Origin of the sequence: Campylobacter concisus (assembly GCF_003048675.2) — a bacterium.
GTDB lineage: Bacteria > Campylobacterota > Campylobacteria > Campylobacterales > Campylobacteraceae > Campylobacter_A > Campylobacter_A concisus_F.
Genome location: NZ_CP060707.1, coordinates 144,682 through 170,340, shown reverse-complemented (window position 1 = coordinate 170,340; position 25,659 = coordinate 144,682). Strand labels below are relative to the sequence as shown.

Sequence of the window (25,659 nt, the reverse complement as noted above, 5' to 3'; positions counted from 1 at the left end):
TCTAAATTTATTTAAATTGAGCCAAGCAAATCCAATAAAAATCATTTATAATAGTCTAATTATTGCACAAATGATCATAAAAGAGACATGGTCCAATATTAAAATATCTAAATTTTAGCCACTGTGATTTAAATTTTTATATTATTAATACAATAAAAGCATTTTTATTTTTTAGTCTTGAAGCTATTTCCATAACCAATTCTTAAAATTTCTAAAGGATCTGATAAATCGCTCCTTCTTTTAAATTTATTATTTGGATCGCGAATAGTCAATGTATCTTTTGTATTATTTCCATCTGTGTAATATTCAAAGTGAATCATATATATTGTGTATCCTGAAACAACATTAATATGTTGATTTCTATCATTTAATAATTTACCAGTTTGCCCTAAGAATTGACCTTTTTTTACCCTATCTCCTGCTTTTACAGGAATGTTAACCAACTCTCCATATCTTATTATAATTTTTCGGCCTTTGAAGTAATGCATAACGGTGACTTGATTTGTTTTACAATAAAAGAAGCTTGTATTTAAGACAACCCCATCTGCTATGGCAACAATCTCTGCATTTGCTAAAGTATATAAATCCCTACCCGCGTGCCTTCTCTTGCCACCGCTTCTGCCACTGCCAAAAGAGGCCTGATGTGCTCCTGGCGCACTAGCCCAGTAATACCTACTATGAACTCCGTCTTTATCATTTAATGGCTTTACTTTAAGAGGAAAGATTATCTCATTATCCTCCTCAATGACTTCAAGGCTAACACTATCGATATTTTCTAGTTTAACTCTTTGCTTTACTTCGTTAAATTTGGAGATAAATTTACTTTTATTTTCACTATTTATTAAATTTATTCCATTTTGGAAATTAGATATTGAGCTTTTAGTGTTGCCACCTGATGCATAAATTTCTAGAAGTGCTCTAGCAGGTCTATTGCGATCATTTATAGAACAATAAGCTAACTCTTTTAATTTATGATCTTTATAAATACTTATGCTTTGAGAATTTATATTTGCACTTATATAGTATCTTCCTCTGGCATTATCTGTTTTTTTAGTGTCATTAATCTCATTAATAAAAGCATTTGACAAACTTGCATCAAAGCTTAAACTCTTATCAGTATGCCCAAATTCATATATATAAAGTTTATTATTTTCATATTTTAGCTCCATAGGAACCCTAAAGTCTGCTCTTATATGTGTCTTACCATATCTTGTCTTATAAGATGGGCTTCTTAAATAGGCAAAAAACACTATCATGCTGTTATTTTCTTTTAGTTTTTCAAGCAACTCCTTATCTTTTATGTCATTTTGCGGAGTAAAGCTTATCTTTTTACCTTTAAATTTATCGCCTTCTAATACTATATATCCTGTAGGATTATTATCTTTTACCTCTTTGTTGTATTCATCTTGTCTTATGATCTCATAAGCCCAGTTTATATCTTTATAGTTATCATCGCCTTTATTTGGTTTATACATTGCTTTTAGTTTAATGGCTTCTTTTACATTTAGCTTGCCTGTATTTTCTATAACAACATTAGTTATGTTATTTGCGATATCAACAAGTGAAGTTTTTAGATCATATGTAGTATTACCTTCAGCTTTTTTCTTTGCTTCAAGTGATATAACGCCATTATCACTCATGCTATGAATTTCTTCTGTGGAGTGATCCTTACTAAGATCTCGTGAAGCTAATATCATCTTTGTCGTCTTTTTAAAAGCACTTTGATCTTTATCCTGTATAAGATTTATATTAAATTTAGCCGTATATGAGTTTTTATCTGCTTCATTGCCACTAGAACTGTTTTTTTCAAGATAGTAAGACTTATATACCCTTTTATCTTCTCCATTATGTAAATAAATTTTTTTGATTTCTGTACTATTTTGATTTTCATCAGTGATAATTAAGTCCGAAACAGTCAGATCGAAATTTCCTTTATTCGCAGTTGAAACACTTGGCTATTTATCTGATAGTTTCAACTTTATTTTAAACATTGAAGAAGCTTTATCATTTCTTAGATTAAAGTTATTTTCTTTGGCAAAATTTAATAGGTTAAAGTTTAGGTTATTAAAAAAATTTAGAGTTAGCTTATTTGCATTATCAAAAAAATACTTGCCATCTTGAGAAACAAACTTGCCAGTATTATCTTTGTAAAGAGTTACTTCTGTACTTGTAGAAGGATCTATAAATTTTATATTGTCGTTCTTATTTGTATTGTAAGGATTATACTTATAGTTAGTTAGTATGATCTTGCTCTCATCTTTTTTTCCTGATGGATTTAAATTTGCACAATCAAGATATGTCTTATCTGCTAAAATGATGGTAAGTTTTGTGTTTTTAGGCTGATATGGTGCTATTGGTTGAGCTGATTTATATGGAAGGATTAGTAAAATTTCCTCTTTAGATCCTTCTTTGAATTCAGAATTTCGCTCCCGCTCTTCTAATGCCTTGTTTATCTTTGAGATGTTATTAGTACCATCGGAATTCAAATTTACAACATATATATTTTTAAAATCAAAAACAGTGCTTGTTACTTCTTTTATAAGAGAGTGCAATTTATTTAAAAAAGGTGCAACGGTATCTTTTATCTTATTATATTTAAACGAAAAATGACTGGTAAGATTTCTGCTTGTAGCATCTTTTTTAAAAGAGCTAATATTTTCTTCTGTAAAATTTCTTTTTTCATATGCTAGTATATATTTAATCATTCTTTCTTCATTAAATTTAAATATATTTAAGCTACTAAAAATATTGATTACCGCTTCAAAATCATCCTTATATATGAGATCAAAAATATCTGATTCCCATAGCCTTCTTTTAGTTAGGCCATTTAACTCTTTGCCTCTTTGAGTATTTATGGTATAACGCAGATGAAACCATATTAAAAACCTATCTCTTTGCGATACGGCTTTCATAAGAGCGGAGCCATAGTGGTTGTATGCTCTTGAGACTAATGCCAGTCTTTCGTAGGATTTTGGAATGCTACTATTGACTTTATTTTCATAAGTACTAAGAGTTAAAGAGTATAGTTTATATGCATTATCTCTTGTTTTTAAATCTAAGCTTAAATTTTGAATAGAGCCAAATTTACTTAATGCTGCTGAGGTTGTTATTTTTCCATTTTTATAGTCTTTTAAAACCAAAGTCTCTTCTTGCGTTAATTGCCATTTATCTCCAAAGACACCTCTATACATTTTTGTAATTTGAGCTATATCATTTACTTTTAAATCAAATCCATAGCCAATAGCGATATTTCCTTGATTAACATTTTTATAATTATCAGCGTGAGGCTTGAGAAAGCGTCCTGACTTAACTAGCTCAGAGTTTGGATGCACTTCTGTATTGCACATGAATATGCCCAATAATTTGCCATATTCATCTTTACTTAGCTCTTTAAAGATCATTTATCTTTCCTTATAAATTCTCCATCCCAATACGGATCAGTTCCTTCTCCACAACCATAATCTATAAGTATATTTGCACACTCATTTGCATTTATTTCTGGCTTAGTAAATTTAAAACCTTTATCAGTCTTTATGATATTTGCGCTACACTTTTTACTTTTGTCATTTGTTGCTAATTTTAAAACTGCTTCTTTAGAAGAAAGAATTTGCAAATTCATCGCTTTATCCTCAACTTCTATCAGACAAATATTTGCACCTTCGCTATCTTTATCTCCTTTAACGCCATACGTACGGTAACTTTCAAACCTAACATTGCAAATATTGTTTTTACACATCGATATATTCAAATCCTGAATATGCCCACGATAATTTTCTTTATCTAGCATAATCTGATCTTCAAACGAATAATTTCCTACCCACTCTTTTGACTCAAAATTTTCATTATCTGAGTATAAATTTACAATTAAAAATAGTATAAAAAAGACATTCTTCATATTATTCTCCATTTATTTTTACAGCGCCTTGATATCTCCGCCGATGACCCTTAGACCCATGCTGTCAAATATCGCTTTTATGCCGCCAACTTCTATCACGACACTTGCGCCATTTATGGTTACTTTGGTGCTGCCTACTTGGTGGATGATCTCATTTTTAGCATTGACCTCGTATGTCGTCTCGATCTCGCTAAACTTAGAGTCTGCCATCTCGGTGTGCTGCGCGGCTGTCTTTGTAGTGAAATTTGACTTAGCATTTATGTCGATGTAGTTGTTTGCCTGAAGTACTATGTGCTCGTTACTAAACTCATTTATACCTTTTTGCGAATTTAGCTTATAGCTACCATCTATGTTTTGCTCTTTAGTACCTTTTATCTCTTTGGTTTCGTCGTTGTGTATGGTTGTGTTGAGGTTTGATTTTATCTCGACAAATTTATCATTGCCGACAAACTCATGCCTATCTCGACCAACTCTAGTTGTATCATCAACAGCTACATTTAGTGTGTTTGAGACACCTACTACTGTATCTTTTGAAAGTCCAACCGTCGTTAGATATTCGCCGCCGACATTTACATTTTTAGCAAGATCTATCGTTTGGATGTGCGCTTTTTTGACCCTTTCAGTGTAGCTACCATGCACTTGAGAGCTTTTGTCGTTTAGGATCGTTTGAGAAAAGTCGTTATTTACTAGCTCGTCGTAGTCTTTCTCCGCTTTTACATAAATTTGCTCTTTATTTTTTAAGTTTGACAAAGTGATCTCGTTTATGCCAGTCTCGTTTGCACCGATTGTTTTTGAGCTAAGCGATGTTTGGTGGTAGTTGTTATCTACATTTACTAGTGGCATATTTGAGGCATTATAGAGGCTGCCGCTTACCACTGGGTTGTCTATGTCGTTTTGCAAAAATGAGATAATCACCTCATCGCCGACCCTAGGTATCGCAAAGAAGCCAGAGCTGTTGCTAGCTATCGGCGTGATCACTCTTAGATAGGCGCTTTTATGATAGCTTGCGTTTATGGTGTCGTCTTTATCTATCTGCTCTTGTGTGCTAAATGCGTTTAGTCTTACCTTTACCCTGCCGTAGCTATCCGTATGGATGGTGTTTGTTTGGCTATTTAGCCCATCTTGTCCTACAACAAGGCCTAGAGTGATGTCAGGCGCTTTTGGCTTTTGCTTGTAACTTGGTACAAATTTCACACTGCTTGGGATAATGCTTAGTTCATTTGTGTATGAGCTTATAAATTTCTTATCTTTTAAAGGGACATTGTCACCTAAATTTAGAGTATTTTCTAAAACGCTTTCGTCTATATAAGTGTGTTTTATAGCTATTATTTTAAACTCATACTCGCCGCTACTTTGATCTATGGCGACTGAGATATTGTCGTTTAAATTTAGAGCAAAGACGTTTGAGCTAGCGACAAATTCTTTCAAAAGCATATCGCTTCTTAGCTTTTTAAGATAGGTGCTAACCTCAAGCAACCTCGTATCACTAAATGAATACTCATCTAAATTTATATGCTTATCATAGATATTTACCTGCTCGTCAAATATCTTCTCATTTTTGCTCTCTAGCACGTTTGGATAGGCCGTGTTTTGAAATGAGTGGGTGAAGCTGTTTGCTTTTAGAGTTTCGCTCTTTGTGATTTTATTTATGTGTTCGCTTGCGAGATTGTTGTTTAAATTTACATTAAAGCTTACTTTTCTAGCCTCTTTACCTTTGCTCGGCTCGCTTTGTGCTAGGCCTTCAGCTTGGTTGCTATAAGCTAGGATAAAGGTATCGTGAAAGTAAATTTTCTCATTATCTTCATAAAAATATATACCGCTATCATGGCAAAGTCTTGTTATAAAGGCTAGGTCGCTTTCGTTGTACTGCGCTATAAATTCTTTTTTATTGTAGCTATTTTTGATATTTGAGAAGTCTAGCTCTTTAGTTAGCCTTTGCTTGTTAAAAGACAAAATTTCTTTTACCACTTCAAGCACGCTTTGATCTGTGTAAATTCTATTTGCTCTATTTATACTTAGTCTATATAGCGAAGATGTGAGTTTAAATTTGAAGAAGTATTTTTTGTCTATATTTGTACTACTATCGTCATCAACGCCTAGATACTCGACATCGCTTACTATGCCGCTAAAGTAGATATAGTCACTGCCATTATTGCCTGGGATGATACTCTTGTTCGTAGAAGATGGTCTTTTTATACTTAGCTTCATACCCTTATCAAGGTATCTATATATGCCAGTTTGAGCGTTATCGTTATAAATGCTCTCTAAATTTTCATAAAGCGGATTTTTGACTAAATTTATATAGGCAAAGCACTCTATGCTAAATATATCTTCTAAACTCTCATTTATATCAGCCCTTGTGACTATAAATTTATCGTTTGCTATCTGAAGAGTAGAGAAGGCATCGTTAGATACGCCATAATCTACAAAGCCGTCTGTTGCCACCGAGTTGCCAGATGCTAGCATGACTGGCTTGGTTAGTGATGATGTTGGTGATGTTATGTTTTTGTCCATTTGTTGCTCTTTCAATCTTTTTTCGTTTTCTTCTTCTTGTAATGCCTTTTCAAACATTTCGATATCGGCGTCAGTGAGGTTACGGTAATTTTTAAACCACTCCACTTGATCCATTTTTTTAATTTCTTTAAATTCTCTGTAGTCTTTATCTTTTGTGATATCAATCTGCCTTTCGGCCATATCAGCAACTTTCCTATAAACAAAGCCGCCAGGTCCAGCAATAGTACTAAATGCACCACCAGCGGCTTTTGTCGCTCTTGTTGCATCTCCATATTTACTTTTTTTATCAACGCCTGCTATTTCATTATTTTCATTTTTTATATCTAACTTCTTTTTATTTATATTTAAAAAATCCATTATTTATTCTTTCTATTTAATATTTTTTCTAGATCTTTTTCGTCATTTATGAGCATTAATATATTTTTTAAGAAGCCATAATCTTTTGGATCTTGTCCATACTCTAATAGTTTTTTGATTAGCCTAAATTTCTCTTCTTTAAATTCTTTATATTTTTGAGTTTTTATAAATTTTAGTAGCTCAGGGCTTGCTTTTTTGTTGTCTATACCGACACCATTTTCTCTAAAGAAAAATGCAAAGTCAAATCCTATAGATGTAGCTAATTGCATATTTGGCTTAGCACCATTATCCAAAAGCAGATCGAAAGTCTCATTTTTTTTATAATCATGTGCAAATTCGAGTAAATCATATGTTCTATTAGAAAGCTTTTTATTTTTTAAAGTTATATCTGTCGTACATCCATATTTTTTAATATATTCCTCAATATATTTTCTTGTATCATTGTCGCTTATATTTTTATCAGCTATTATGTTAAACATATCAGCACAATTTATTGTATGTGAATATTGTGAATATAAAGATGTTATAAGAAATATGATTATTGCCAATTGCTTCATTGCACTAATTCCTTTTGAGTTCTATTCTTTAATAAATTATCTAAATCTTCTTCATCATTTACAAGCATTAATACTTTATGTAAAAGGATATAGCCTTTTGGATCTTGACCATGTTCTAAAAGCTTTTTGATTAGCTTAAATTTATTTTCTTTGAATTCTTTATATTTTTGAGTTTTTATAAATTCTAGTAGCTCAGGGCTTGCTTTTTTGTTGTCTATACCGACACCATTTTCTCTAAAGAAAAATGCAAAGCTCATACCTATAGATGTAGCCAAGCTTGCATTAGCGAATGTACCTTTTGCCAAAAGAGTATCAAAAGTTTTTGTTTTATTTGTATCATAAGCATACTCTAATAAATTTGGTCTTATTGAAATATCTGGTATTTTAATAGTCATATTAGCATCGCATCCAAGATCATCTATGTAATATTTGATGTACTTAGCTGTTTCAGCGTCACTTAAATTTTTATTAAAAATGAGTCCAAACATATCCGTGCAATTTGCTTCGTGTGAATATAAAGATGTTATGAGAAATATGATCATAGTTAGGTGTTTCATATCGCATTTCACATATCATGGTGTTTTAAGAGATAATGATAAAAAGGGCTCATTTGTGTCCTTCCAACGAGAAGATTGATATCCCTAGGGAGGATCCCTAGGTTATTTTTTAAGCTTTTTTAGTAGCTTCTCTCCAGTCATCGCTTCCGCTTGTGCCTGCAGCTACGTGCTCCCAAACTATCTTTCTATAGTTCATAGAAACTTTAAAAAGCTCAGTTTTGTCGCTGTTTAGCTTATCTTGAGCATTTGGACTTACTAGAGTGATATCTGTTATAGTTGCATCTTCTAGCTTTGTAGTGAAGAAGTGCTCAGCACCTCCACTAGTTGATGTTCTGTACCAGTGGATCTCAACCTCTGGAAGTCTCTCGCCTTGAGTTAATGCGTTGTAAAGAAGTGGCACAGCTTTATTTAAAGATGTTGTAAAGCTAAATGGCTTATGTACTCTTTGTCCTGATGGTTGGCCACTTTGTGGATCTACTGGAACAGTTACAATGTGAGAAACCTCTTGTGCCATAATCTCATCTTCGTGACCTGACTGATAGCGATTACCGATACTAGCTTCTGTTGAAGCACCACTTGAGATAAGTCCTTGAGTAGAACCTTTCACCTTAATATACACTGGTTGTGACATATTTACTCCTATTAAAAAATTTGGTTATTTTAACTTTTATTAACTTTCTATTTTATTAAAAACATTACTTTTTTAACATATAGCTTTCAAGTGCTTTATGTAATAAATAATTAAACGCCTCTTTATCTTCTTTGGTGCTTTTTGTTACAGCACCAGAGAGATATTTGAAAAATGAATTATTCTCGACTATATCGTACATTTGGCTATATAGCTCCTTGCATATTAGTTTAAGCAAAACAGCATTAACAAGCGTCGTGTTGTCGCTTAGAGGCAGCGTTTTTATAATAGTTTCCATATCTTTTGTATTTAACGTCCTGCTTTGCTCGCTTATAGGGCTCATGTTTGGCTGCACTTTTATGCTCTCAACTAAATTCATCAAAAGCTCATCCATACTTTTTGCTGTTAGCATCCTTTGACTATTTATATCTTCTTCATCTAAATTTTGAGCGCTCTCATTTAAATTTAAAGGCACATCATTAACATTTTCATTTAGAGTGATATCTTTTTCTTCATCTATGAGAGAATTTATCTTTGGCTCTTCTTTAAAATCAACATTTGAGATTTTCCCAACTGGCTCAAATTCTTTATTATCAAGCTCATCAAAGTTTTTGGTATTTTCTATGATCTTGTGAGCTTTGCCGACATATTCGTCTATCCTAGAAGGATCTATAAATATAAATTTAAGCTCTCCTATCCTAAAAATATCTCCTGGATTTATCACGCTTTCATAATCATCAGGCAACTTCGAATAAGAATCGCTATAAAATATCTCGCATCCTTCGTATCCGCAAATGGTAAAAACACCCTCTTCAAAGCCTATATGAGCGTGCTTTGAAGCTATGGAGCCACTTGTATCGCTGCACGGAAATTTAACCGTATCTAGCGAGCCTATGTCTCCGCCGTTTTCATCAAAAATGACATACTGCGCCAAAAAGCTCGAAGCTTTATCGAAATTTTGTATAACCGCTGCTATCTCTTGCATATTTTTTCCTTAATAAAGCATCTTTCTTGGTAAATCAATAGTTGGTATGATATTCATAAGCTCTAAAAGCTCTCCACCATTTGGAGTAACTTCAAAGCCAAAATATGACTCTTTTTTACCATCAAAGTTAAGCGTGCTAACGCCAATGCTACTGAAATTTGAAGCCTTTAATAGCTTGTACCAGCCCCACTCGCCGTCAAAGCTGATCTCTTTTTTGTCGCTACCTGCATTTGAAACTGCATTAAATTTAAACTGCGTTGAGATATCAAAGCTTTTACTTGAGACAAGTAAATTTGATGGGATCGTATGATCATACGCCAAAGAGTTATTTCCGTAACCTATATTTATGTGGCTGAAATTTGCCGATAGATCAACTGCTTTTAAGTTATAGTTTAGTTTTAGTTCATCATTTGAGTCAAGCATCAAATTTGAAATTCTATCGATATAAGCGATATTTTCAAGGAAACTTTTATTAAATCTTAGCTCTTTTGCATATTTTGGTCTTACTTTGTAGCCACTGCCAGTTTTGCTCAAAATTTGTTTTAGATACTTATCATAAAAGCTATTCCACGTTCCGTCTTTACCAAAAAATCTCTTAAATTCTTCGATGCTAACAGCTTTTGCTGAGTTTTCATTAAATGGATAATAAGGCTTTATAAGACTTTCAAAGTCATCAAGAACATCATCTTTATAAGCTGTTGCCAAAAGCGATGAAGCTCCGTTTTCTACTTGTTTCCAAGCAAGCTTTGATAGCTTTTGATAGTACTCATTTAGCTCATCTGGAAGCTTTTTGGCGTCATTATTTAGCACGATAAATGGATCATTCTCATTTTTTATGCCATTTATCGCATAAACGATCTTATCGTCACTGCTTTGAAGCATCTCAAAGTTATAGTCACTAACTTTTTTATATACATTTGTGACGTCATTGCTGATAAGATCTAGCGATCCGTCAGAATTTAGCGCATGATAGTTTGTAAATTTAGTGCTAAAGTCTGTAAATACGCGTTTTATCTCGCTTGAAGCAAAACCTAGAGAGTAGATGTATTTTAGTAAATTTTCATCATTTAAATTTGTATTTTGATTAGTTAGTTTTATAAGAGAATTTAGTGGGTTTTCTCTTTTTGACAAAATTTCAAGCTCGTCTATGACCTCTTTTTTAGTAGCAAATTCATTTGGCTCGATCGCTCTTAAAATTTGGTTCCATTTATCAGCATAGTTTTGCAAGTAAAGCTCTACAACTGCGATGCTTAGCTCTTTTTTCTCATTTGAGCTGATATCTTTTAAAGATGAGTTGGTATCCATCAGCCATGACTCTATGCCTGCAGTCTCATCGATGTTTGAGCTAAGTTTTGCCAAGAAGTCTCTTAAATTTTCTTTTGTATAAATTTTATTAAATGGATTAAACGCCTCTTTTTCTTGAACTACTTGGTTTAAATTTTCAACCTCTTTTTTGATGTCGTAGAATGATTTTTCATCTTTAAATGAGATAAACTCAAGTATCGAGTAGAGCCTTTTTGCTCTTTGAACAGGTGTTAGTTTAGTATTTGCTGCACTTTGGGCGCTCTGATCTGCTGAAATGCTTAAATTTTTAGCATTTAAAATGGCTTCAATGTGTGCTAAAAACTCATTTTTAGCAACGCCATATTTTTCAAATTTATCCCAGTTTGCAGCTATCCAAATTTTAAATAGATCTACGTTTGTATAGTTTTTATCAAAAAGTGAATCATACATATAAAAGGCTTTTATAAGCTTATCTGGATCACTCTCTGTTTTTAGGATATTTTCCATCTCAGTTAAAACTGTATTTTTGAAAAAGTCAGCACTAAGATCGTAATAAAGCGCTTTAACAGGTGCAAAGCCCTTATAAGAGGTATCAAGAGTGATGTACTCAAATTTAGTATCACCGCTAAAGATCCTTGGATAGTCGTTTAGACTTTGTTTTAGCAGATTTAAAAGCTCGATCTTTTGTGTAGCGGTAAGATCTTTATACTTTTTGCTATCAAGATAGTTAGAAATTTTATCTACGTTGTTAGCCGCAATTTGCTCTTTTGTATTTTTGATATTTAAAATATAACTAGAGCCAAAATAAACTCCCGCACAAAGTGCAGCCACTAAGGCGAAATTTATAAATTTAATAAATCTATTTTGCGCACCAAATTTCGTTACATTTGCTTTAAAAGCGATCTCTTTTAAAAATGATTTTACAAAGTAGCTTTGTTTGCTGTAATTATTTACCGCTCTAAGAAGTGGTTTTTTGATGCTATATTTATCGCAAATCGTATTTGTAAGGTAGTTTATAGGGATGTTTTCTTGATATGCACTTACAAAATAAACTCCATTTATCACAGATGTGTTTTTAAGAGCATTTTGAGAGCTTAGCTTTGTAACAAAGTCTTTTACTAGCACGAAGAAATTTTCAAGCTGTTTTAAGAACAAATATGAGCGTTTTTTATCTTCTAGCATGTGTGAGATCGAGTTTTTGCTCATTAGGTGTTTAAATAGCGAGTCGCTTAAGCCCTTAAGCTCTGTCTCAAGTGTTTGAGCGGTGAAATTTGAGTCTAAATTTATACCAAGAGCTTTATTTGCCACGTCTTCATTAAATAATTTGAAATAATCACCCATACCATCTATAAGATCAAGCTTGCTAAAGACTACGTAAATAGGAAATTTAATGCCAAGGTGTTTCTCGCAGTCATTTATCCTCTTTACCATATATCTTATAAGCTCGTCAAAATACTCTTGAGTGCCTTCTAGGAATTTTTTAGTATCGATGATAAGCACGGCGCCGCTTAGTCTTGAGTTAAAGTCATTTCTCTTTAAAAAGTGTAAAAACTCGTTCCAAACGCCTTTTTTAAGTAGATAGTCTCTGTTTTTCTCTACATCATCTTCAGGAAGCTCCTCTGTTGCAGTTGGCTGATAGAGGCTCTCTTGCGCAAAATGAATGCCCTCAGTATCTAATAGTGCTCCAAATTTTGATACATAAAGGTTAAAATTTGTCGTACTTTGGTGTATCTTTTTATAAGTATCTAGGCTATCAGATAGAGGAAATTCGATATTTGAGTAGTTTATAAAAGCACTTTTGCCAGCACCCTCGTTGCCTATTATCATTATTAATGGCAATTTTTTAAAATTTATATCTTTCTTCCAAGTCGTTTTGGCGTCTTTTAGCGAAAGTAAGAAATTTCTCTTTGCCTTGCCAAAACTATCCATTGACTCTTTTTTTATCTCTTTTAGTTTGTCGTTTTTCTCATCTTTGCGTGATGCAAAATAGTTCATCAGCGGTCTGAGCAAGACAAAAAACAATATAACTGCCCAAAAAGCAACTAGCACGCTAACTCGTGAGCTAACGCTAGCAAAGCTATATATATCGTTAAATGCTACAAGCGGGGCATAGAGCCAAAACAAAACACTAAGAGCGATAGAGGTTACTAAAACAACACTGTGTTTAAACCTAAAAAATGTGAAAAATCTGCGTAAGTAGTCGATAAATGCCATAGCTGCAAATCCTTTTACAAATAAATATATTTCTTTTATGTAATTATATCAGATTTTTTTGATTTTGGAGTTAAATTTTATGAACAAAGTCTAAATTTTATAAAATTTGACATTTTTTTATCATTTTTAAGCCTTGAACCAAAGCCAATTTGACTACTTGTATATTTTGACCCGAGCTTAAACTGCATCTTGTGAGAGTAATTTATCTTCAAATATAAATCAGAAACAAATTCATCATTAGTAAAATAAGAAAGAGTCTCTTGAAGCTCTTTAAATTTATCTTTTTTGGGGAAGAAATTCACAGCCTCTTCATACTCTATGCCGTTTATAAAGACTGCGATCTTGGTTTGTTTTTCAAAAAGCTTTTTACCAAGGATGAAATTTTTACCAAGTGTCCTATTTTTATGACCTAAAGAGTTTAAATTTGATGGGGCTATAAAAATTTGATTTGGTAAATTTTCAAGTATAAAAAGCTTATCTTTTAGCCCAAAGTGGCTCTGAAGTGCAAATTCAACCTCTTTTTTTGGCCTTCTTTGGCTAACTGCAAGTGGCGAAAATGGCAGAAATTTCTTTGCCAGCAGCTTTTCTTTTATATTAAGCATATCAAGTAATATCTTTGAAATTTTATCATCAAGCTCATCTTCAAAAGATCTTGCGTAGTTTTTCAGACTAATGCTGTCAAAAAAAAGCCAAAGCAAGTAGTTGTCAAAAAAATCAAAAAATAGCTCATAGCTATTGTCATTAGTCTTTGAAATTTTCTCTAAAATGTAGCTTGTTAGGTGCGAGCCGCTTCCTAAAAGACCCATAAAATTTACAATTATCTTTGTAAGCTCCTGCTCATCTAAGCTCTCGAGCTCTTTGATCGGGTAGGCAAAACTCGAGCTATTTTTTAAAAATATCTCGCTCCTATCCCTATTTTTTAGGATGTTTTTTATCAGCTTAAAAAAAGAAGCTTGGCTTATCTCTTCGCTCATACAAGCTCTTTCGTGCCGCTTAAAAACCCATAATCAAATAAAATTTTACTCTTTACGCACTTTATCTTAAGCTCGCAAAATGAGTTAATAGAAGCAAATTTTGATAAAAACTTAGCCAAATTTATACCTAAAACATAGACATTTCCAAGGCTTTCAAACTCGCTCTCATCTATATAAAATATACAAAGCACTCCTCTTTTTGCAAAGCCGCCATCGACCCTGTGGATTTGTTTTGTCTTTATCTCATGAAGCGAGCTAGAAAATTTCTTCAAAAACTCATCATCAGGTAGCATAAAGGCATTAAGCAGTGCCAAAAAAGAGCCTTTGTTTAGTATGCTTTGATAGCTAAATGACAAGATACTAACCAGCCTCCAAAGTAAATTTCCATCTACATTTACACGTTTTACGCTAGTTGGGATAGTTAAATTTTTGGTTACTACGCCTTGGTGATTTTGGATTTTGTTTATCTCGCCTAGTTTTAGATTAATTGGTAGGTCGCTATTACAGCAAAGCGTCTCGATGCTTACGGTCTGCTCTTTAGCGTCATTTTTAAAAAATGAAATTTCTTTGTAAGAGTTTAGCTTCATATCTATTTTGTTGCTTACAAAGTAATAATCCTTTGATCTTTGACTATTTAAAAACTCAAACCTCTCAAAGCTTTTGTAGTTTTTAAGTATCCTTTTTTCATTATTGCTGCTGTGAGCGACGACCTTTGTGATAGAGACTATCTCGTAAGCATTTATGTTTGAGCGGTCGATGAAAATTCTATACTCGCTTCGTTTGTTGTTATTTTGTATAGGCTCAGCGCCTTTGGCAAACAAATTTATCGCTGGTGTGGCAAAGAGAGAGAAGTACTCTAGCCTTGGCACATAACCATTTGGCATATCTTTTGAAAAGACAAATTTGATGTTAAAGCTTTTTGCGTCAAATCTCTTTAAAAAACCAAGTCCGTTTATACGGATGAAATTTAGTTTAGATGAAAAATATGAAAGCTCTTTTATAAGCTCAAACGCCTCAAAACCAAACTCATCGCTATTTATCAAAGCTTCATCAAATTCATCCAAGCTAAGCTTATCAGCTCCAAGTTTTATCTCCTCATCGCTATCTTCAAAGCTTATTACTATAAATTTCAAGTAGTTTTTTAGCCACATCAAAAGAGTTGAAGAGAAGTATATGTTATCGCCAAGGTATAAATTTAAAAAGTTGGTATCAAGCTCTTTGGTACTAAGCTCATCTTTGGTAATAGATATGTTTAAATTTAAAAGATAGTCGCTTTTGTTATTTGACATAAAAGCTTTTGATATCTTTAAAGGAAGTAAATTTACGTCATATATCGTCTGAAATTTACAAGCCACGCCGTTTATTGGCTTTGACTCTATGATGCTGCCCTTTGGTATAAATTCTTTTTTTTCTGAAAAGTCATCTCTTAGAGCAAATTCTTGCATGCAAACTGAGGGGAAAGGATTTGTGTAGCTTGGCATTAAGATATTTATCAAAGACTCAGCTATTAAAGGGATATTTTCATCTAGCTCTTGTCTAATCCTTGATGTCAAAATAGCCATATTTTCTATGATACTCTCAACATCAGGATCTTTGCTCTTAGTATCTAAAAATGGTGCGACTTTTGGGAAATTCTTTATAAAAAGTGCTCTTGTTTCATCAAGATACGCCATCTCTTTTTGAAAATAAGCTAAATTATTTTCATTATAATCCATTATAAAATCTCACAATATCTATTGTTTTTAAAAATAACCTTTAGCAAATACTCTTTGAAATTGTCGTTTTTATGCTTATAGTTTATGTTAAAGATGATACGCCAAGGCTTTAGCGAGTCATCATAGCCGATAGAGGTTATCTCTATTCTATTTTCGTTTGAGGTGATTAGTTCATATATCGCCATGCCAAGTCTATGGCCAAGCTCGTTTATCTCGACCCCAACCGACCAAAGATCGATGATACTATCATTTAAACGGCCGTAGTTTCCTAGCCTTGAGTTTAAGATAGTATCGATATGATCTTTGATGTCGCTGTCTAGATCTTTAAAATATGGACGAAATTTTGACTCATCACTAAATTCATATAAAATTTTATCTATCAGCGACATGCTTAAATTTACTCTTTATCCAGCTTACCAACCAAAGAAAGCTCGAAATTTGCCCCCATAAATTTAAAGTGAGGTCTAGCTAGAAGCTCTATCTTATACCAGCCTGGCTCGCCAGCTATATCGCTAACGATGACTTTTGCGCTTCTAAATGGTCTTCTACTTCTTACATCAGCTGGTGGATTTTCTTGATCTGAGATGTACTGTCTTAGCCACTCATTTAAGCCACGTTCAACGTCACTGCGCTCTTTCCAAGTACCGATCTCTTCTCTTTGAAGTACTTTTAGATAGTGAGCCAAACGAGAGATCAAAAATACATATGGAAGCTGTGTGCCAAGTCTGAAATTTGTCTCAGCAGCTTTGCCTTCTGGAGTATTTGGGAAAACTTTAGGTTTTAGCACAGAGTTTGCTGAGAAGAACGCAGCGTTGTTGCTATCACGTCTTAGCGTAAGCGTGATAAAGCCATTTTCTGCAAGCTCAAATTCTCTTCTATCTGTGATCAAAACTTCGGTTGGAATTTTTGTCTGAACGCTTCCGTAGTTTTCATAAGTGTAAGTTGGTAGGTCTTTTACAGCGCCGCCACCTTTTGGTCCGATGATGTTTCCGCACCATCTATAGTCCGCAAAACTCTCTGTAAGTCTTGTAGCAAACGCATAAGCGCCGTTGCCCCAAAGCATATCATCGTGCTTATCAACGCTTTCGCGGTAGTTAAAGCTTTTTATAGGGTTATCTTCTGGGATATATGGAGATCTAGTAAGAAATCTATTTACCATACAACCTGTGTATTTTGCGTCTTCGTTCTCTCTAAAAGTTCTCCATCTTGTGTATTGAGGACCTTCGAGTAGGCTCTTTAGATCTTTTATGTTTTCAAGCTCGCCAAAGTTATCAAGTCCGAAGAATTTAGAAGATAACGAAGTTAGAAGCGGAGAGTGGCTCATCGCCGCAATTGAAGACATTTTGTTTAAGAAAGTCATGTCTTGATTTGACTTATCTAGCTCATAGTCAGCAACTATCGCGCCAACTGGCTCACCACCAAATTGACCATATTCAGCTGAGTAAATTTGCTTATAAAGTGTGCTTTGAGTTATATCTAGATTGTTTTCAAAGTCATCTAAAATTTCTTCTTTTGTTGCATCTAAAAGATCGATCTTTACGTTTTCGTTGAAATTTGTTCTCTCAACCAAAAATCTAATGCCACGCCAAGTAGATTCTAGCTCTTGGAAAGATTTATTGTGTAAAATTTCATCCATCTGAGCTGATAAAAGCGTATCTATATGGGCTATCATCTCATCAAGTGCTAGCTTATTTATCTTCTCTTCAGCGTTGTTTGTTGTAATGATATTTGAGATAAACTCAGCAACTCCTTGTTTTACTACGCTATAACTTTCATCATCTTTTGTATATTTGCTCCTTTGCATTATGCTTTCGATGATAGGAGTTTTTACTTTAGTTTCAGACATTTTTATTCCTTATCTTTTTCGTCTTTAAGCTCTAAAAGAAGCTGTTTTCTACTATCTTCATCCTTAATAGCCTCTAAAACTGCTTTTCTAAAATCAGGCATATTGCCCATAGGTCCTTTTAACGCAACTAAAGCTTTTCTAAGCTGTAATAGCTTTTTTAGCTCAGGTACTTGGTTGATGATATTGTCTGGATTGAAGTCTTGAATGCTTTCAAAATTTAGATCGATATTTAGATCTTCGCTACCAGAATTTAGTCTATTTTTCACTGAAAATTCAGTATGAATGTCTAAACTTTTCATAACTTGATCGAAATTTATCTTATTTATAGAGACAACTTCGCGATCTTCAAGTGGAGTTTGGTTTTCACCAGTCAAATTTGAAACTACCATCAGCTTTAATGGAAGCTCAACATCTGCTTCTTGGTTGTTTGTTTTGGTTCTATAAACAATGTTTATACGTTCTTTTGGTGGGATTGAATTCTCTGCCATAATAACATCCTTTTTTTGAGTAAATGATTTAAGAATTATAATTAAATAAAATTAAAGAAGTTTTAAAAAAACATATTTTATCACAAAAATGTTTTTGCCTTTATATAAATATCTGACAAATAATCCTTAAGCTCGGTGTTTTCTATAAATTTAACTATTTGCGAATATACAACTTTCGCATTGTTATCCATGCCTTGGCTTGTAAAAATTTTGGAAAGCTCTAACAAAAAGCTAAGCTCACTTTGCGAATTTGTTGTATATTTGCTTCTATCAAGGGCTTTTATCAGCTCTTCAAAGCTCATATCCTTTTTCATATCATCACTAGAGATAAAATTTGAAGTCACTTTTTTACTAAAAAATTTAGCACTCTCTTCGCTGAAAAATGCCTCTTCACTTTGAAATTTAAGCTTTTTCATATCTGAAAATTTTTCTATAAAATTTAAAGTCATACTAGAAACTAGTTCGCTTTGCTCGCTTAGTCCAGATGATCTTAAAAATTCACAAAATATCCTAACGCCATCTATCCAAAATGGATTAAGAGCTAAATTTCTTATAAATTTCTCTAAATTACCAAGGTTTGCTTCTTTCATATTTTTAAAAAGTAAGATCAAATTTTCATCAGGATAGCGTATCTGCGTCACTTGCTCGCTGCTAACTGGCAAAGCCTTGATCCTGCCCCACATCGCCTCAAAAATAAGCGAGTAAGCGGTCAAATTTTTTATATCATTTTTTAAAAGCGAGATGGATAAATTTACAAAATACTCCCTAAACTCTCTATCACTAAATGTGCTAATGTCGCTATTGCCAAAAGAGACACTTTGCGAGTAGTTTGGTTCGGTCTTTTGCGGCTGTTTTGGCTCCTCTACTTTTTGAGTTTGCTCATTTTTCTCTTCTATATAAAGCGTGTCAAAGTGCGTGCTAAGCTCGCGTGAGAGCTCAGGTACAAGCTCATTAAAAGCTCTTGCGTCCGCTTCGTCTAAATTTATACCGTCCCTATGAGCTTGCGTAAAAAGCTCTATCGTTTGGGCAAATATCTTTTTTTTAGCAGGCACTTGCTTTTCATTTTTGGCTAATAAATTTGGCTCTTGTTTTAGGGTTGTTAGAAAAAATGAGAAGGCCTCGATCAGAGTTTTAAAACTATCTTTTTGGTTTAAATTTACAGCAGAGATAGCTAAGAAATTTAAAAGCTTTACATCGAGGCTAAATTCGCTTAATGCCTTTAAAGACGAGCTAAAAACAAAGTCCCATTTTATCGTATCATGAGTCAAAGTCTTATACTTTGACATCTCGTCTATAAGGCTGATGTAGAGTTCGTTTTCTGAAAAGTTTTCGTTAAATTTGTTGAAAAACTTATCTTGCACTTACTTTTTGTCCATAAAATTTTCTATTTTATTGTTTAGAACGCTGTCGTTTTTAACGTTGTTTTGATCCATCGAATAGGTGCTATATAAAAACGCAGCTGCAATCGCTGCAAGCGCTATAAGGATAAAATAAAATTTCAAATGTCTTAGTGAAAATATCTCAAAAAAGCTTCTCTTTTTAGTTTTTAAATAGCTCTTTTCAAATACATTTTCATCAGCCTTTATAAGTGGCGAAACGGCTGAGGCTATATTTTCACAAAGGTATGAAATTTTCTCGTTGCAATCTTCTTGCGCTTCGTATTTACCCTTGTAGCCAAGCACCAAACAAGCGTAGATAAACTCTAAAAAGTCCTTGTTTTTGCCAACATTTTCAAACCATTTATCCATGATGCCAAAGAATTTGTTGCCACCTAAATTTTCGTTGAAAAATCTCGTTGTCAAAGTGTTGTTCGCCCAAAAACTATTCATAAAAATTTCATTTTTGAGCAAGCTCTCATCGATGAAAACGCAAAGGCAATATCTAAGCCTAATGATGTCATCCTCTTCATAAATGCCCAAATTTGAGATCTTTGAAGTGGTGCTTAATATATCATTTATCAGCTTTTCACGTAAATTTTGCATCTCACTTTGTGAAAAATTTTGTAGTTTTGATACTCTGTTTGCCAAAAGAAGCAGTGGTAGCACGTGATCTAGGGCAGGATTTGCGCCAAGTCCTAGAAGCTTTGTCTGGCTTAAAACTGAAATGTCATTTTGATTTTCACTCATTTTTTGTCCTTATAATAAAGCCCACATCTTAATGTCAGCGTTTGATAAATTTGCTGTTATATAGACGCTAATAACGCTTTGATTTGCGAAGCTTTTGAAAATTTCATCTTTTTTATCGATCTTGTAGTAGATATAGTCATTTAGCTTTGGCAATGTGCTAGGTATAGCTGAAATTTGCTCTACGTTTATGCCGCGAAGCTGCGATGAGACGATACTTTTGATGTTTGATTGGGTGTGGATTTTGCACTGCTCTTTGAAATTTTTAAGCAGGTACTCATTTTTTGTATCGCTATGGATAGCAAAGTAAATTTCTGAGTTTTCTATGATGCTTGGGTTATCAAAGACGCAGTCAAAAAAGCCGTGATTGTTTTTGACGATCTGTGCCATGACGTATTTTGGCGACAAGATATGCGAGAATAAAAGCCTAAGATTGTTTATTAACGGTACAAAAGTTTGACTTAAGTTGTTGTGATCATAAGCTATAAATTCGCTAAAACTATCATCGTGACTTAGGGCTAGCAGATCAGCTTGAAAATCAACTAGCTTTTCATATAGATACTCTGGATGAATTTTGTCTCTTTTGAAAAGATATGAGAATATCAAGTGCCATTTTTTAAGCATATTTAGCGTCAAATATGTTGAGATATCAAGCCTATTTTTAGCCTGATCTATACCGCCTAAAAGCCCAGTATAGCTCTCTTGATGCTGCTTTGTAGCAAAGCTAAACTCATCTATAAAGCTAGTGATGAAAGAATTTTTACTTATATCGATGCAGGTTGGGATAAATTTCTCATCAAGCGTTATTTGCTTGTTTAGGTCAATGTTTTTTATCCTGCAAATAGGCACGCTAAGCTCATAAGGTGTCTTTGAGCCAAGCACTCCTAGAGCCGATCTTTGGCTTGCCAGGATCAAATTTTCTTTATCCTGCGTAAAAGCAGACGAAAGCTCAAAGTCATCTTTGTCATCTAACTCGTTCAAGATATCGTTGCTAGCTTCATCATGCACTCTTGAGCTAATGAGCGCTTGTTTAGCTGTAAATTTTAGATTTGGCAGGTTGTTTTGCAAGCTAACATCAACAAGCCCTGAGCTAACTGGTAGCTTTAGCACTATGACAGCAGAATTTAGCTCGCTAGGACTTATCTCAAGAGGCTCTGGTAGGTCGTCTTGATCTGGGGCGTTAAATATCGTACCATCTTGCGAGATACAAGAAATTTTATTTAGCCCTATCTTGCCTTGAAGTAAAAGCTCGCTTGAGATCTCAAGCTCCAAAACTCCATATAAATTTGATAAAGACGAGACGGTTTTTAGATTTAAATTTCTCTCAAAATACCTCTCTTGTTGCTCGAAATGAACCTTGTCAACGTTCATCCCGTTGTACCAGACAACTTTTAATTTATCAGACATTTTATTTGCTTGCTTGGATCTTAGAGCCGCTAGCGTCTATGGTATTTACGCCATTTTTAGTTATCTCAAAAACTATATTTTTCTCTTTTGCTTCTTTTGTTGATTTATAAGCTTTGATATTTGTCTTGCTTTGATCAGCATAAAGCACCAAAATGCCCACGTATGGCACTTCGTCTGGATCGACATTTGTAAAAGCGTATCTGTTTGTATTTGGCTGAATTTGCGTTTTTATCGAGTCTATCTTGTCTTGACCAAGTATGTCACCATTTTTCTCAGCTAGATCAACTATGCTAGCTTGCTGAAATTTTGCCACATCTCTTAGTTTATAAGCGATGATGGTCACTGGAACGTTGTCACCGTGGTAGTTTAAATTTGAATTTGGAGTGTTGCTTATGATAAGATCTTTTGCACATCCTGCGATAAATAGCATAAAAATTAAAGAACAAAGAAATTTAAACGTTTTCTTCATGGTTTCCTTTACCTCACGTTAATAATATTATTTTTATGTAATTCTATCTAAAGTTATTTTAGAAGAAACTTATTTTAAAATCAATATTCTTAAATAAAACTTTAATGAGCGTTAATCAATCCTTTATATTATGCTCTTTGGCATAGCTTAATATCTTTTGCCTAAGATCTTCTGGGAAGCTGTCTCTATACATCACTGGTGTTAGAGGGTTTAGCTTTTTATCTAATTTACCAGCCTCATATAGTCTTGTTAGCTCTTCTGGTGTGTTGTAGTATGGTGCATTAGGATATCCCTCTGGTGGGGTTAGGGACATTATTTTGGCTTCTAATATACCAGAGTCTCTATTTAACATAACTTGTTTTAATTCAGTATCGTCGGGCTCTGCGACATCATAAGGGGCTTGAAAATCATGCAAGGTTTCTTTTGCATATTTCAAAAATTCTTCCCTAGTTGTCTCATTAGCATCTAGGTCTCTAGGGTCTAGCAGCTTGCCTTTATCTTCCACCATTTCCCTTAAGTGATGAACGGTATCAGCTATTGGATCAAGTATGACCCCACCCCTATTAAAATCCATCACGAAGTAGTTCCCTACTATCTCATCTAGATAAGGTATCATTCCATATTCGTCTAGTGGGGGATTTTTATATAGTTTACGAATTTTTTCGTAGGTGTCTAAATTTTTATTTACTCCCATCCCATAAGTGTAGTATTTAAAAGAGTCTGCCAGATAGTTTAATGCTTCTACTACTCCAAGCTGTGCTGCTAGAAATGCTTTTTGAAAATCTCTGGCTTTAAATCCTGCTGAACCGCCAGTACCAAATGCTGATGGATTACCCAATACTCCAGCACATAAATTCCACTCTCCTATAAAAAGCTCTGATTTAAGTGTATTTTTATTTCTATCTACTTCATCATAAATTTCAGCATACTCTGGCTTTGTTAGTTTGCCACTACTATCTACTCTACCTATTGCATCATCTGGGATATCTATCATAGTGCATTTTAGATTACTTCTTTTTACTAGATAGATATATCTATCTCTCTTATCTTTTAAGCTTTCATAGTAGGCTTTTTCTGTCTTAGTCCAAGGTGATAGTTTAGTTGAGCTTGGTTTATAGCTAATATCTAGCCATGGTTTAAATGATAGATAGTCTGTTTGACCTAATGAATTTGGTTTAGGGTTATAATATAGTGGTTTATAGTTTTTATATGGAGATGAGTCTAGGATGGAGCGAGAGTCGAGGACTAGCTTGGCTGCAAGATCTGGAGCTAGTTGCATATTGGGATTTTTTTCGGCAACTATCAAATTTGTCTTTTTATCAAATGGTATTTCCATTCCATTTGGCGCTATAACCGTATAAATTTCTTTATCCATTAAATTTCCTTTGTTTATTATTAATAATGATCCTGCTAATAAAAGAGCTATGATGATAAATATGATCTTTTTCATCTCTTATCCTATATATAGACCATCTTCCATTACTATGGTGGTGGCTAGACGACCGATTAGGCGAGGAGGGATATTTTTTTCTTCTAAATTTTCTTTTTCTTTCCAGCTCTCCCTACACCCCACATACATACCCTTTACATTGTTGTTTCCTATAACATCTAATGCTTTTAGTAGTCTTCTTGATTTATTATCTACCTCTGAGCCAAAGGTGTTTAAATTTCCATTTTTAAAGTCTTCTAGTATCTCCATAGCTTCGTTGTATTTGTCTATTGGAATACCAAAAGTTGCATTGGCACTTTTGTTTTCAGCTACAGACTCTTTATACATCTCATAAATTTTCTCTCTTTGTTTTATATCTATTGAGTTTGATGGACTTATTGTAAGCAATGTTTTAACTCCTTGTAGCATAAGCTCTTTTGGTGAATATGCTAGTTTTTTATTTCTTTTGTTAAGGTTATTAAAGAACTCTTCATCAGTTTTATTATCTGTTCTTAGCTCATCTAGACATAGATAAGATATCATAGTATCTAGGCTTATATCTTTAGATAGGTTAGAGTCTAGTTTGTTTGTAGTAGTGTTTATATCATAGTAGAAGAAGTTATGATAGTCTAGTCCTCCACTAGATAGTCTTCCTCCTATGATAGTTCTTTTTAGGTCTATATTTATAAAAGATGAGTATATCTCTATAGGATAGTAGGTATATTCACTTGTTTTATTTGAATTTGGTTCATAAGATATATTCTTAACAGCATAGGTATCATTAAATTTATTTGTGAAATACTTATGAAGTATTAGTTCATAAGATCTTTTTTGTTGTTCATAGGTGGCTCCGTTTGGAGCCATAGATATTAAATTTATTCTTTAATCCTTTATATTATGCTCTTTAGCATAGCTTAGGATCTTTTGCCTAAGATCTTCAGGGAAGCTATCTCTATACATCACTGGTGTTAGAGGGTTTAGCTTTTTATCTAATTTACCAGCCTCATATAGTCTTGTTAGCTCTTCTGGTGTGTTGTAGTATGGTGCATTAGGATATCCCTCTGGTGGGGTTAGGGACATTATTTTAGCTTCTAGGAGGGTGGAGTCGATGTAAAGAGATAGCCTTCTTTCATCCCATTCTGCAGGGAAACCTCCTTTAAAATCCTCTTTATTGTCATCTAGAACTTTCTTTATAAAGTTATCAAATTCGTTTCTCGTAGTCTCGTTTGCATCTATATCTCTAGGGTCTAGTAGCTTGCCTTTGTCTTCTACAAGCTCTCTAAGTCCAGCATAAAAACCACCATCTGGTATAACTACTAAATTGTCCCTATTAAAATCCATCACGAAATAGTTCCCTACTATCTCATCTAGATAAGGCATCATTCCATATTCATCTAGTGGGGGATTTTTATATAGTTTAATAATTTTTTCGTAGGTATCTAAATTTTTATTTACTCCAACTGTATATGTATAGTATTTAAAGCAATCTGCTAGTACATGTAGTGCTTCCACTACTCCTAGTTGGGCTGCTAGAAATACTGCTTGAAATTCTCTTGCTTTAAATCCACCTTCATTTCCATTACCTAGTGATTCACTATCTCCTAATACTCCAGCACAAATTCCCCACTCTCCTATAAAGAGTTCTGATTTAAGTGTATTTTTATTTCTATCTACTTCATCATAAATTTCAGCATACTCTGGCTTTGTTAGTTTGCCATTGCTATCTACTCTACCTATGGCATCATCTGGTATATCTATCATAGTGCATTTTAGATTGCTTCTTTTTACTAGATAGATATATCTATCTCTCTTATCTTTTAAACTTTCATAGTAGGCTTTTTCTGATTTAGTCCAAGGTGATAGTTTAGTAGAGCTTGGTTTATAGCTAATGTCTAGCCATGGTTTAAATGATAGATAGTCTGTTTGACCTAGAGAATTTGGCTTAGGGTTATAGTATAGAGGTTTATAGTTTTTATATGGAGATGAGTCTAGGATGGAGCGGGCTTGTAGGAGCATTTGAGATTTTTCTTTTAGATAAGCTTCATCATTTGCAATATTTTTTGAAACAATTAAATTTGTCTTCTTATCGATCTCAATTATATTTCCATTTGGCGCTATAACCGTATAAATTTCTTTATCCATTAAATTTCCTTTGTTTATTATTAATAATGATCCTGCTAATAAAAGAGCTATGATGATAAATATGATCTTCTTCAT

At 33.6% G+C, this 25,659-nt stretch carries 21 protein-coding genes; all 21 read right to left on the bottom strand.

What is annotated here, in order from left to right; genetic code table 11:
* Positions 1-164: 164 nt before the first annotated feature.
* Positions 165-1,697: a M23 family metallopeptidase gene (locus CVT00_RS00850; RefSeq protein ID WP_107915084.1), complete on the bottom strand. Its 1,533-nt coding sequence runs from the start codon at positions 1,695-1,697 to the stop codon at positions 165-167.
* 258 nt (positions 1,698-1,955) lie between these two features.
* Positions 1,956-3,401, bottom strand: coding sequence for a hypothetical protein (locus CVT00_RS00845; protein WP_107915082.1), 1,446 nt, complete (start codon positions 3,399-3,401; stop codon positions 1,956-1,958).
* Positions 3,398-3,895: a hypothetical protein gene (locus CVT00_RS00840; protein ID WP_103558242.1), complete on the bottom strand. Its 498-nt coding sequence runs from the start codon at positions 3,893-3,895 to the stop codon at positions 3,398-3,400. The genes CVT00_RS00845 and CVT00_RS00840 overlap by 4 nt, the downstream gene beginning before the upstream one ends.
* An 18-nt stretch (positions 3,896-3,913) precedes the next feature.
* Positions 3,914-6,766 carry a type VI secretion system Vgr family protein gene (locus CVT00_RS00835; protein ID WP_181000481.1) on the bottom strand — a complete coding sequence of 951 codons (2,853 nt, stop codon included), beginning with the start codon at positions 6,764-6,766 and terminating at the stop codon, positions 3,914-3,916.
* Positions 6,766-7,323, bottom strand: a complete 558-nt coding sequence (locus tag CVT00_RS00830; protein WP_230853769.1) for a hypothetical protein — start codon at positions 7,321-7,323, stop codon at positions 6,766-6,768. The genes CVT00_RS00835 and CVT00_RS00830 overlap by 1 nt, the downstream gene beginning before the upstream one ends.
* Positions 7,320-7,811: a hypothetical protein gene (locus tag CVT00_RS00825; RefSeq protein ID WP_230853768.1), complete on the bottom strand. Its 492-nt coding sequence runs from the start codon at positions 7,809-7,811 to the stop codon at positions 7,320-7,322. The genes CVT00_RS00830 and CVT00_RS00825 overlap by 4 nt, the downstream gene beginning before the upstream one ends.
* 178 nt (positions 7,812-7,989) lie before the next feature.
* Positions 7,990-8,511, bottom strand: coding sequence for an Hcp family type VI secretion system effector (locus tag CVT00_RS00820; RefSeq protein WP_012001093.1), 522 nt, complete (start codon positions 8,509-8,511; stop codon positions 7,990-7,992).
* A 64-nt stretch (positions 8,512-8,575) separates the two neighbouring features.
* The gene (locus CVT00_RS00815; protein ID WP_103574908.1) at positions 8,576-9,493 is read right to left on the bottom strand and encodes a hypothetical protein; all 918 of its coding nucleotides are present in this window, start codon (positions 9,491-9,493) and stop codon (positions 8,576-8,578) included.
* 9 nt (positions 9,494-9,502) lie between these two features.
* The gene (gene tssM, locus CVT00_RS00810; RefSeq protein ID WP_107915079.1) at positions 9,503-12,991 is read right to left on the bottom strand and encodes a type VI secretion system membrane subunit TssM; all 3,489 of its coding nucleotides are present in this window, start codon (positions 12,989-12,991) and stop codon (positions 9,503-9,505) included.
* Between the two features lie 77 nt (positions 12,992-13,068).
* On the bottom strand, positions 13,069-13,965 hold the full coding sequence (locus CVT00_RS00805; RefSeq protein WP_069722350.1) for a type VI secretion system baseplate subunit TssG: 897 nt from the start codon (positions 13,963-13,965) through the stop codon (positions 13,069-13,071).
* The gene (gene tssF, locus CVT00_RS00800) at positions 13,962-15,680 is read right to left on the bottom strand and encodes a type VI secretion system baseplate subunit TssF (RefSeq protein ID WP_107915077.1); all 1,719 of its coding nucleotides are present in this window, start codon (positions 15,678-15,680) and stop codon (positions 13,962-13,964) included. The genes CVT00_RS00805 and tssF overlap by 4 nt, the downstream gene beginning before the upstream one ends.
* Entirely contained in the window at positions 15,680-16,069 is a 390-nt protein-coding gene (locus CVT00_RS00795) for a hypothetical protein (protein ID WP_012001091.1), read from the bottom strand. The genes tssF and CVT00_RS00795 overlap by 1 nt, the downstream gene beginning before the upstream one ends.
* A gap of 8 nt (positions 16,070-16,077) precedes the next feature.
* Positions 16,078-17,526, bottom strand: coding sequence for a type VI secretion system contractile sheath large subunit (tssC, locus tag CVT00_RS00790; RefSeq protein ID WP_021086376.1), 1,449 nt, complete (start codon positions 17,524-17,526; stop codon positions 16,078-16,080).
* Positions 17,527-17,528: 2 nt separating this feature from the next.
* The gene (tssB, locus tag CVT00_RS00785) at positions 17,529-18,014 is read right to left on the bottom strand and encodes a type VI secretion system contractile sheath small subunit (RefSeq protein ID WP_012001089.1); all 486 of its coding nucleotides are present in this window, start codon (positions 18,012-18,014) and stop codon (positions 17,529-17,531) included.
* Positions 18,015-18,094: 80 nt separating this feature from the next.
* Entirely contained in the window at positions 18,095-19,375 is a 1,281-nt protein-coding gene (locus tag CVT00_RS00780) for a type VI secretion system domain-containing protein (RefSeq protein WP_107915076.1), read from the bottom strand.
* Complete coding sequence (icmH, locus tag CVT00_RS00775) at positions 19,376-20,140, bottom strand: type IVB secretion system protein IcmH/DotU (RefSeq protein ID WP_021086306.1); 765 nt, start codon at positions 20,138-20,140, stop codon at positions 19,376-19,378.
* A gap of 9 nt (positions 20,141-20,149) precedes the next feature.
* Entirely contained in the window at positions 20,150-21,544 is a 1,395-nt protein-coding gene (tssK, locus tag CVT00_RS00770; protein ID WP_021086322.1) for a type VI secretion system baseplate subunit TssK, read from the bottom strand.
* Between the two features lies 1 nt (position 21,545).
* Positions 21,546-22,013, bottom strand: a complete 468-nt coding sequence (gene tssJ, locus CVT00_RS00765) for a type VI secretion system lipoprotein TssJ (RefSeq protein WP_103565622.1) — start codon at positions 22,011-22,013, stop codon at positions 21,546-21,548.
* Between the two features lie 115 nt (positions 22,014-22,128).
* On the bottom strand, positions 22,129-23,463 hold the full coding sequence (locus CVT00_RS00760; RefSeq protein WP_107915074.1) for a thioredoxin reductase: 1,335 nt from the start codon (positions 23,461-23,463) through the stop codon (positions 22,129-22,131).
* 3 nt (positions 23,464-23,466) lie between these two features.
* On the bottom strand, positions 23,467-24,306 hold the full coding sequence (locus tag CVT00_RS00755) for a 3-deoxy-D-arabinoheptulosonate-7-phosphate synthase (RefSeq protein WP_107915072.1): 840 nt from the start codon (positions 24,304-24,306) through the stop codon (positions 23,467-23,469).
* 18 nt (positions 24,307-24,324) lie between these two features.
* On the bottom strand, positions 24,325-25,659 hold the full coding sequence (locus tag CVT00_RS00750) for a thioredoxin reductase (RefSeq protein ID WP_107915070.1): 1,335 nt from the start codon (positions 25,657-25,659) through the stop codon (positions 24,325-24,327).

Coding starts and splice junctions, on each gene's coding strand:
- tssF (WP_107915077.1), bottom strand. CDS start 15,680: ATGGATTATAATGAAAATAATTTAGCTTATTTTCAAAAAGAGATGGCG.
- CVT00_RS00750 (WP_107915070.1), bottom strand. CDS start 25,659: ATGAAGAAGATCATATTTATCATCATAGCTCTTTTATTAGCAGGATCA.
- CVT00_RS00795 (WP_012001091.1), bottom strand. CDS start 16,069: ATGTCGCTGATAGATAAAATTTTATATGAATTTAGTGATGAGTCAAAA.
- CVT00_RS00840 (WP_103558242.1), bottom strand. CDS start 3,895: ATGAAGAATGTCTTTTTTATACTATTTTTAATTGTAAATTTATACTCA.
- icmH (WP_021086306.1), bottom strand. CDS start 20,140: ATGAGTGAAAATCAAAATGACATTTCAGTTTTAAGCCAGACAAAGCTT.
- tssJ (WP_103565622.1), bottom strand. CDS start 22,013: ATGAAGAAAACGTTTAAATTTCTTTGTTCTTTAATTTTTATGCTATTT.
- CVT00_RS00815 (WP_103574908.1), bottom strand. CDS start 9,493: ATGCAAGAGATAGCAGCGGTTATACAAAATTTCGATAAAGCTTCGAGC.
- tssB (WP_012001089.1), bottom strand. CDS start 18,014: ATGGCAGAGAATTCAATCCCACCAAAAGAACGTATAAACATTGTTTAT.
- tssC (WP_021086376.1), bottom strand. CDS start 17,526: ATGTCTGAAACTAAAGTAAAAACTCCTATCATCGAAAGCATAATGCAA.
- CVT00_RS00755 (WP_107915072.1), bottom strand. CDS start 24,306: ATGGCTCCAAACGGAGCCACCTATGAACAACAAAAAAGATCTTATGAA.
- tssM (WP_107915079.1), bottom strand. CDS start 12,991: ATGGCATTTATCGACTACTTACGCAGATTTTTCACATTTTTTAGGTTT.
- CVT00_RS00825 (WP_230853768.1), bottom strand. CDS start 7,811: ATGTTTGGACTCATTTTTAATAAAAATTTAAGTGACGCTGAAACAGCT.
- CVT00_RS00845 (WP_107915082.1), bottom strand. CDS start 3,401: ATGATCTTTAAAGAGCTAAGTAAAGATGAATATGGCAAATTATTGGGC.
- CVT00_RS00820 (WP_012001093.1), bottom strand. CDS start 8,511: ATGTCACAACCAGTGTATATTAAGGTGAAAGGTTCTACTCAAGGACTT.
- tssK (WP_021086322.1), bottom strand. CDS start 21,544: ATGTCTGATAAATTAAAAGTTGTCTGGTACAACGGGATGAACGTTGAC.
- CVT00_RS00830 (WP_230853769.1), bottom strand. CDS start 7,323: ATGAAGCAATTGGCAATAATCATATTTCTTATAACATCTTTATATTCA.
- CVT00_RS00850 (WP_107915084.1), bottom strand. CDS start 1,697: ATGATATTAGCTTCACGAGATCTTAGTAAGGATCACTCCACAGAAGAA.
- CVT00_RS00805 (WP_069722350.1), bottom strand. CDS start 13,965: ATGAGCGAAGAGATAAGCCAAGCTTCTTTTTTTAAGCTGATAAAAAAC.
- CVT00_RS00835 (WP_181000481.1), bottom strand. CDS start 6,766: ATGGATTTTTTAAATATAAATAAAAAGAAGTTAGATATAAAAAATGAA.
- CVT00_RS00760 (WP_107915074.1), bottom strand. CDS start 23,463: ATGAAAAAGATCATATTTATCATCATAGCTCTTTTATTAGCAGGATCA.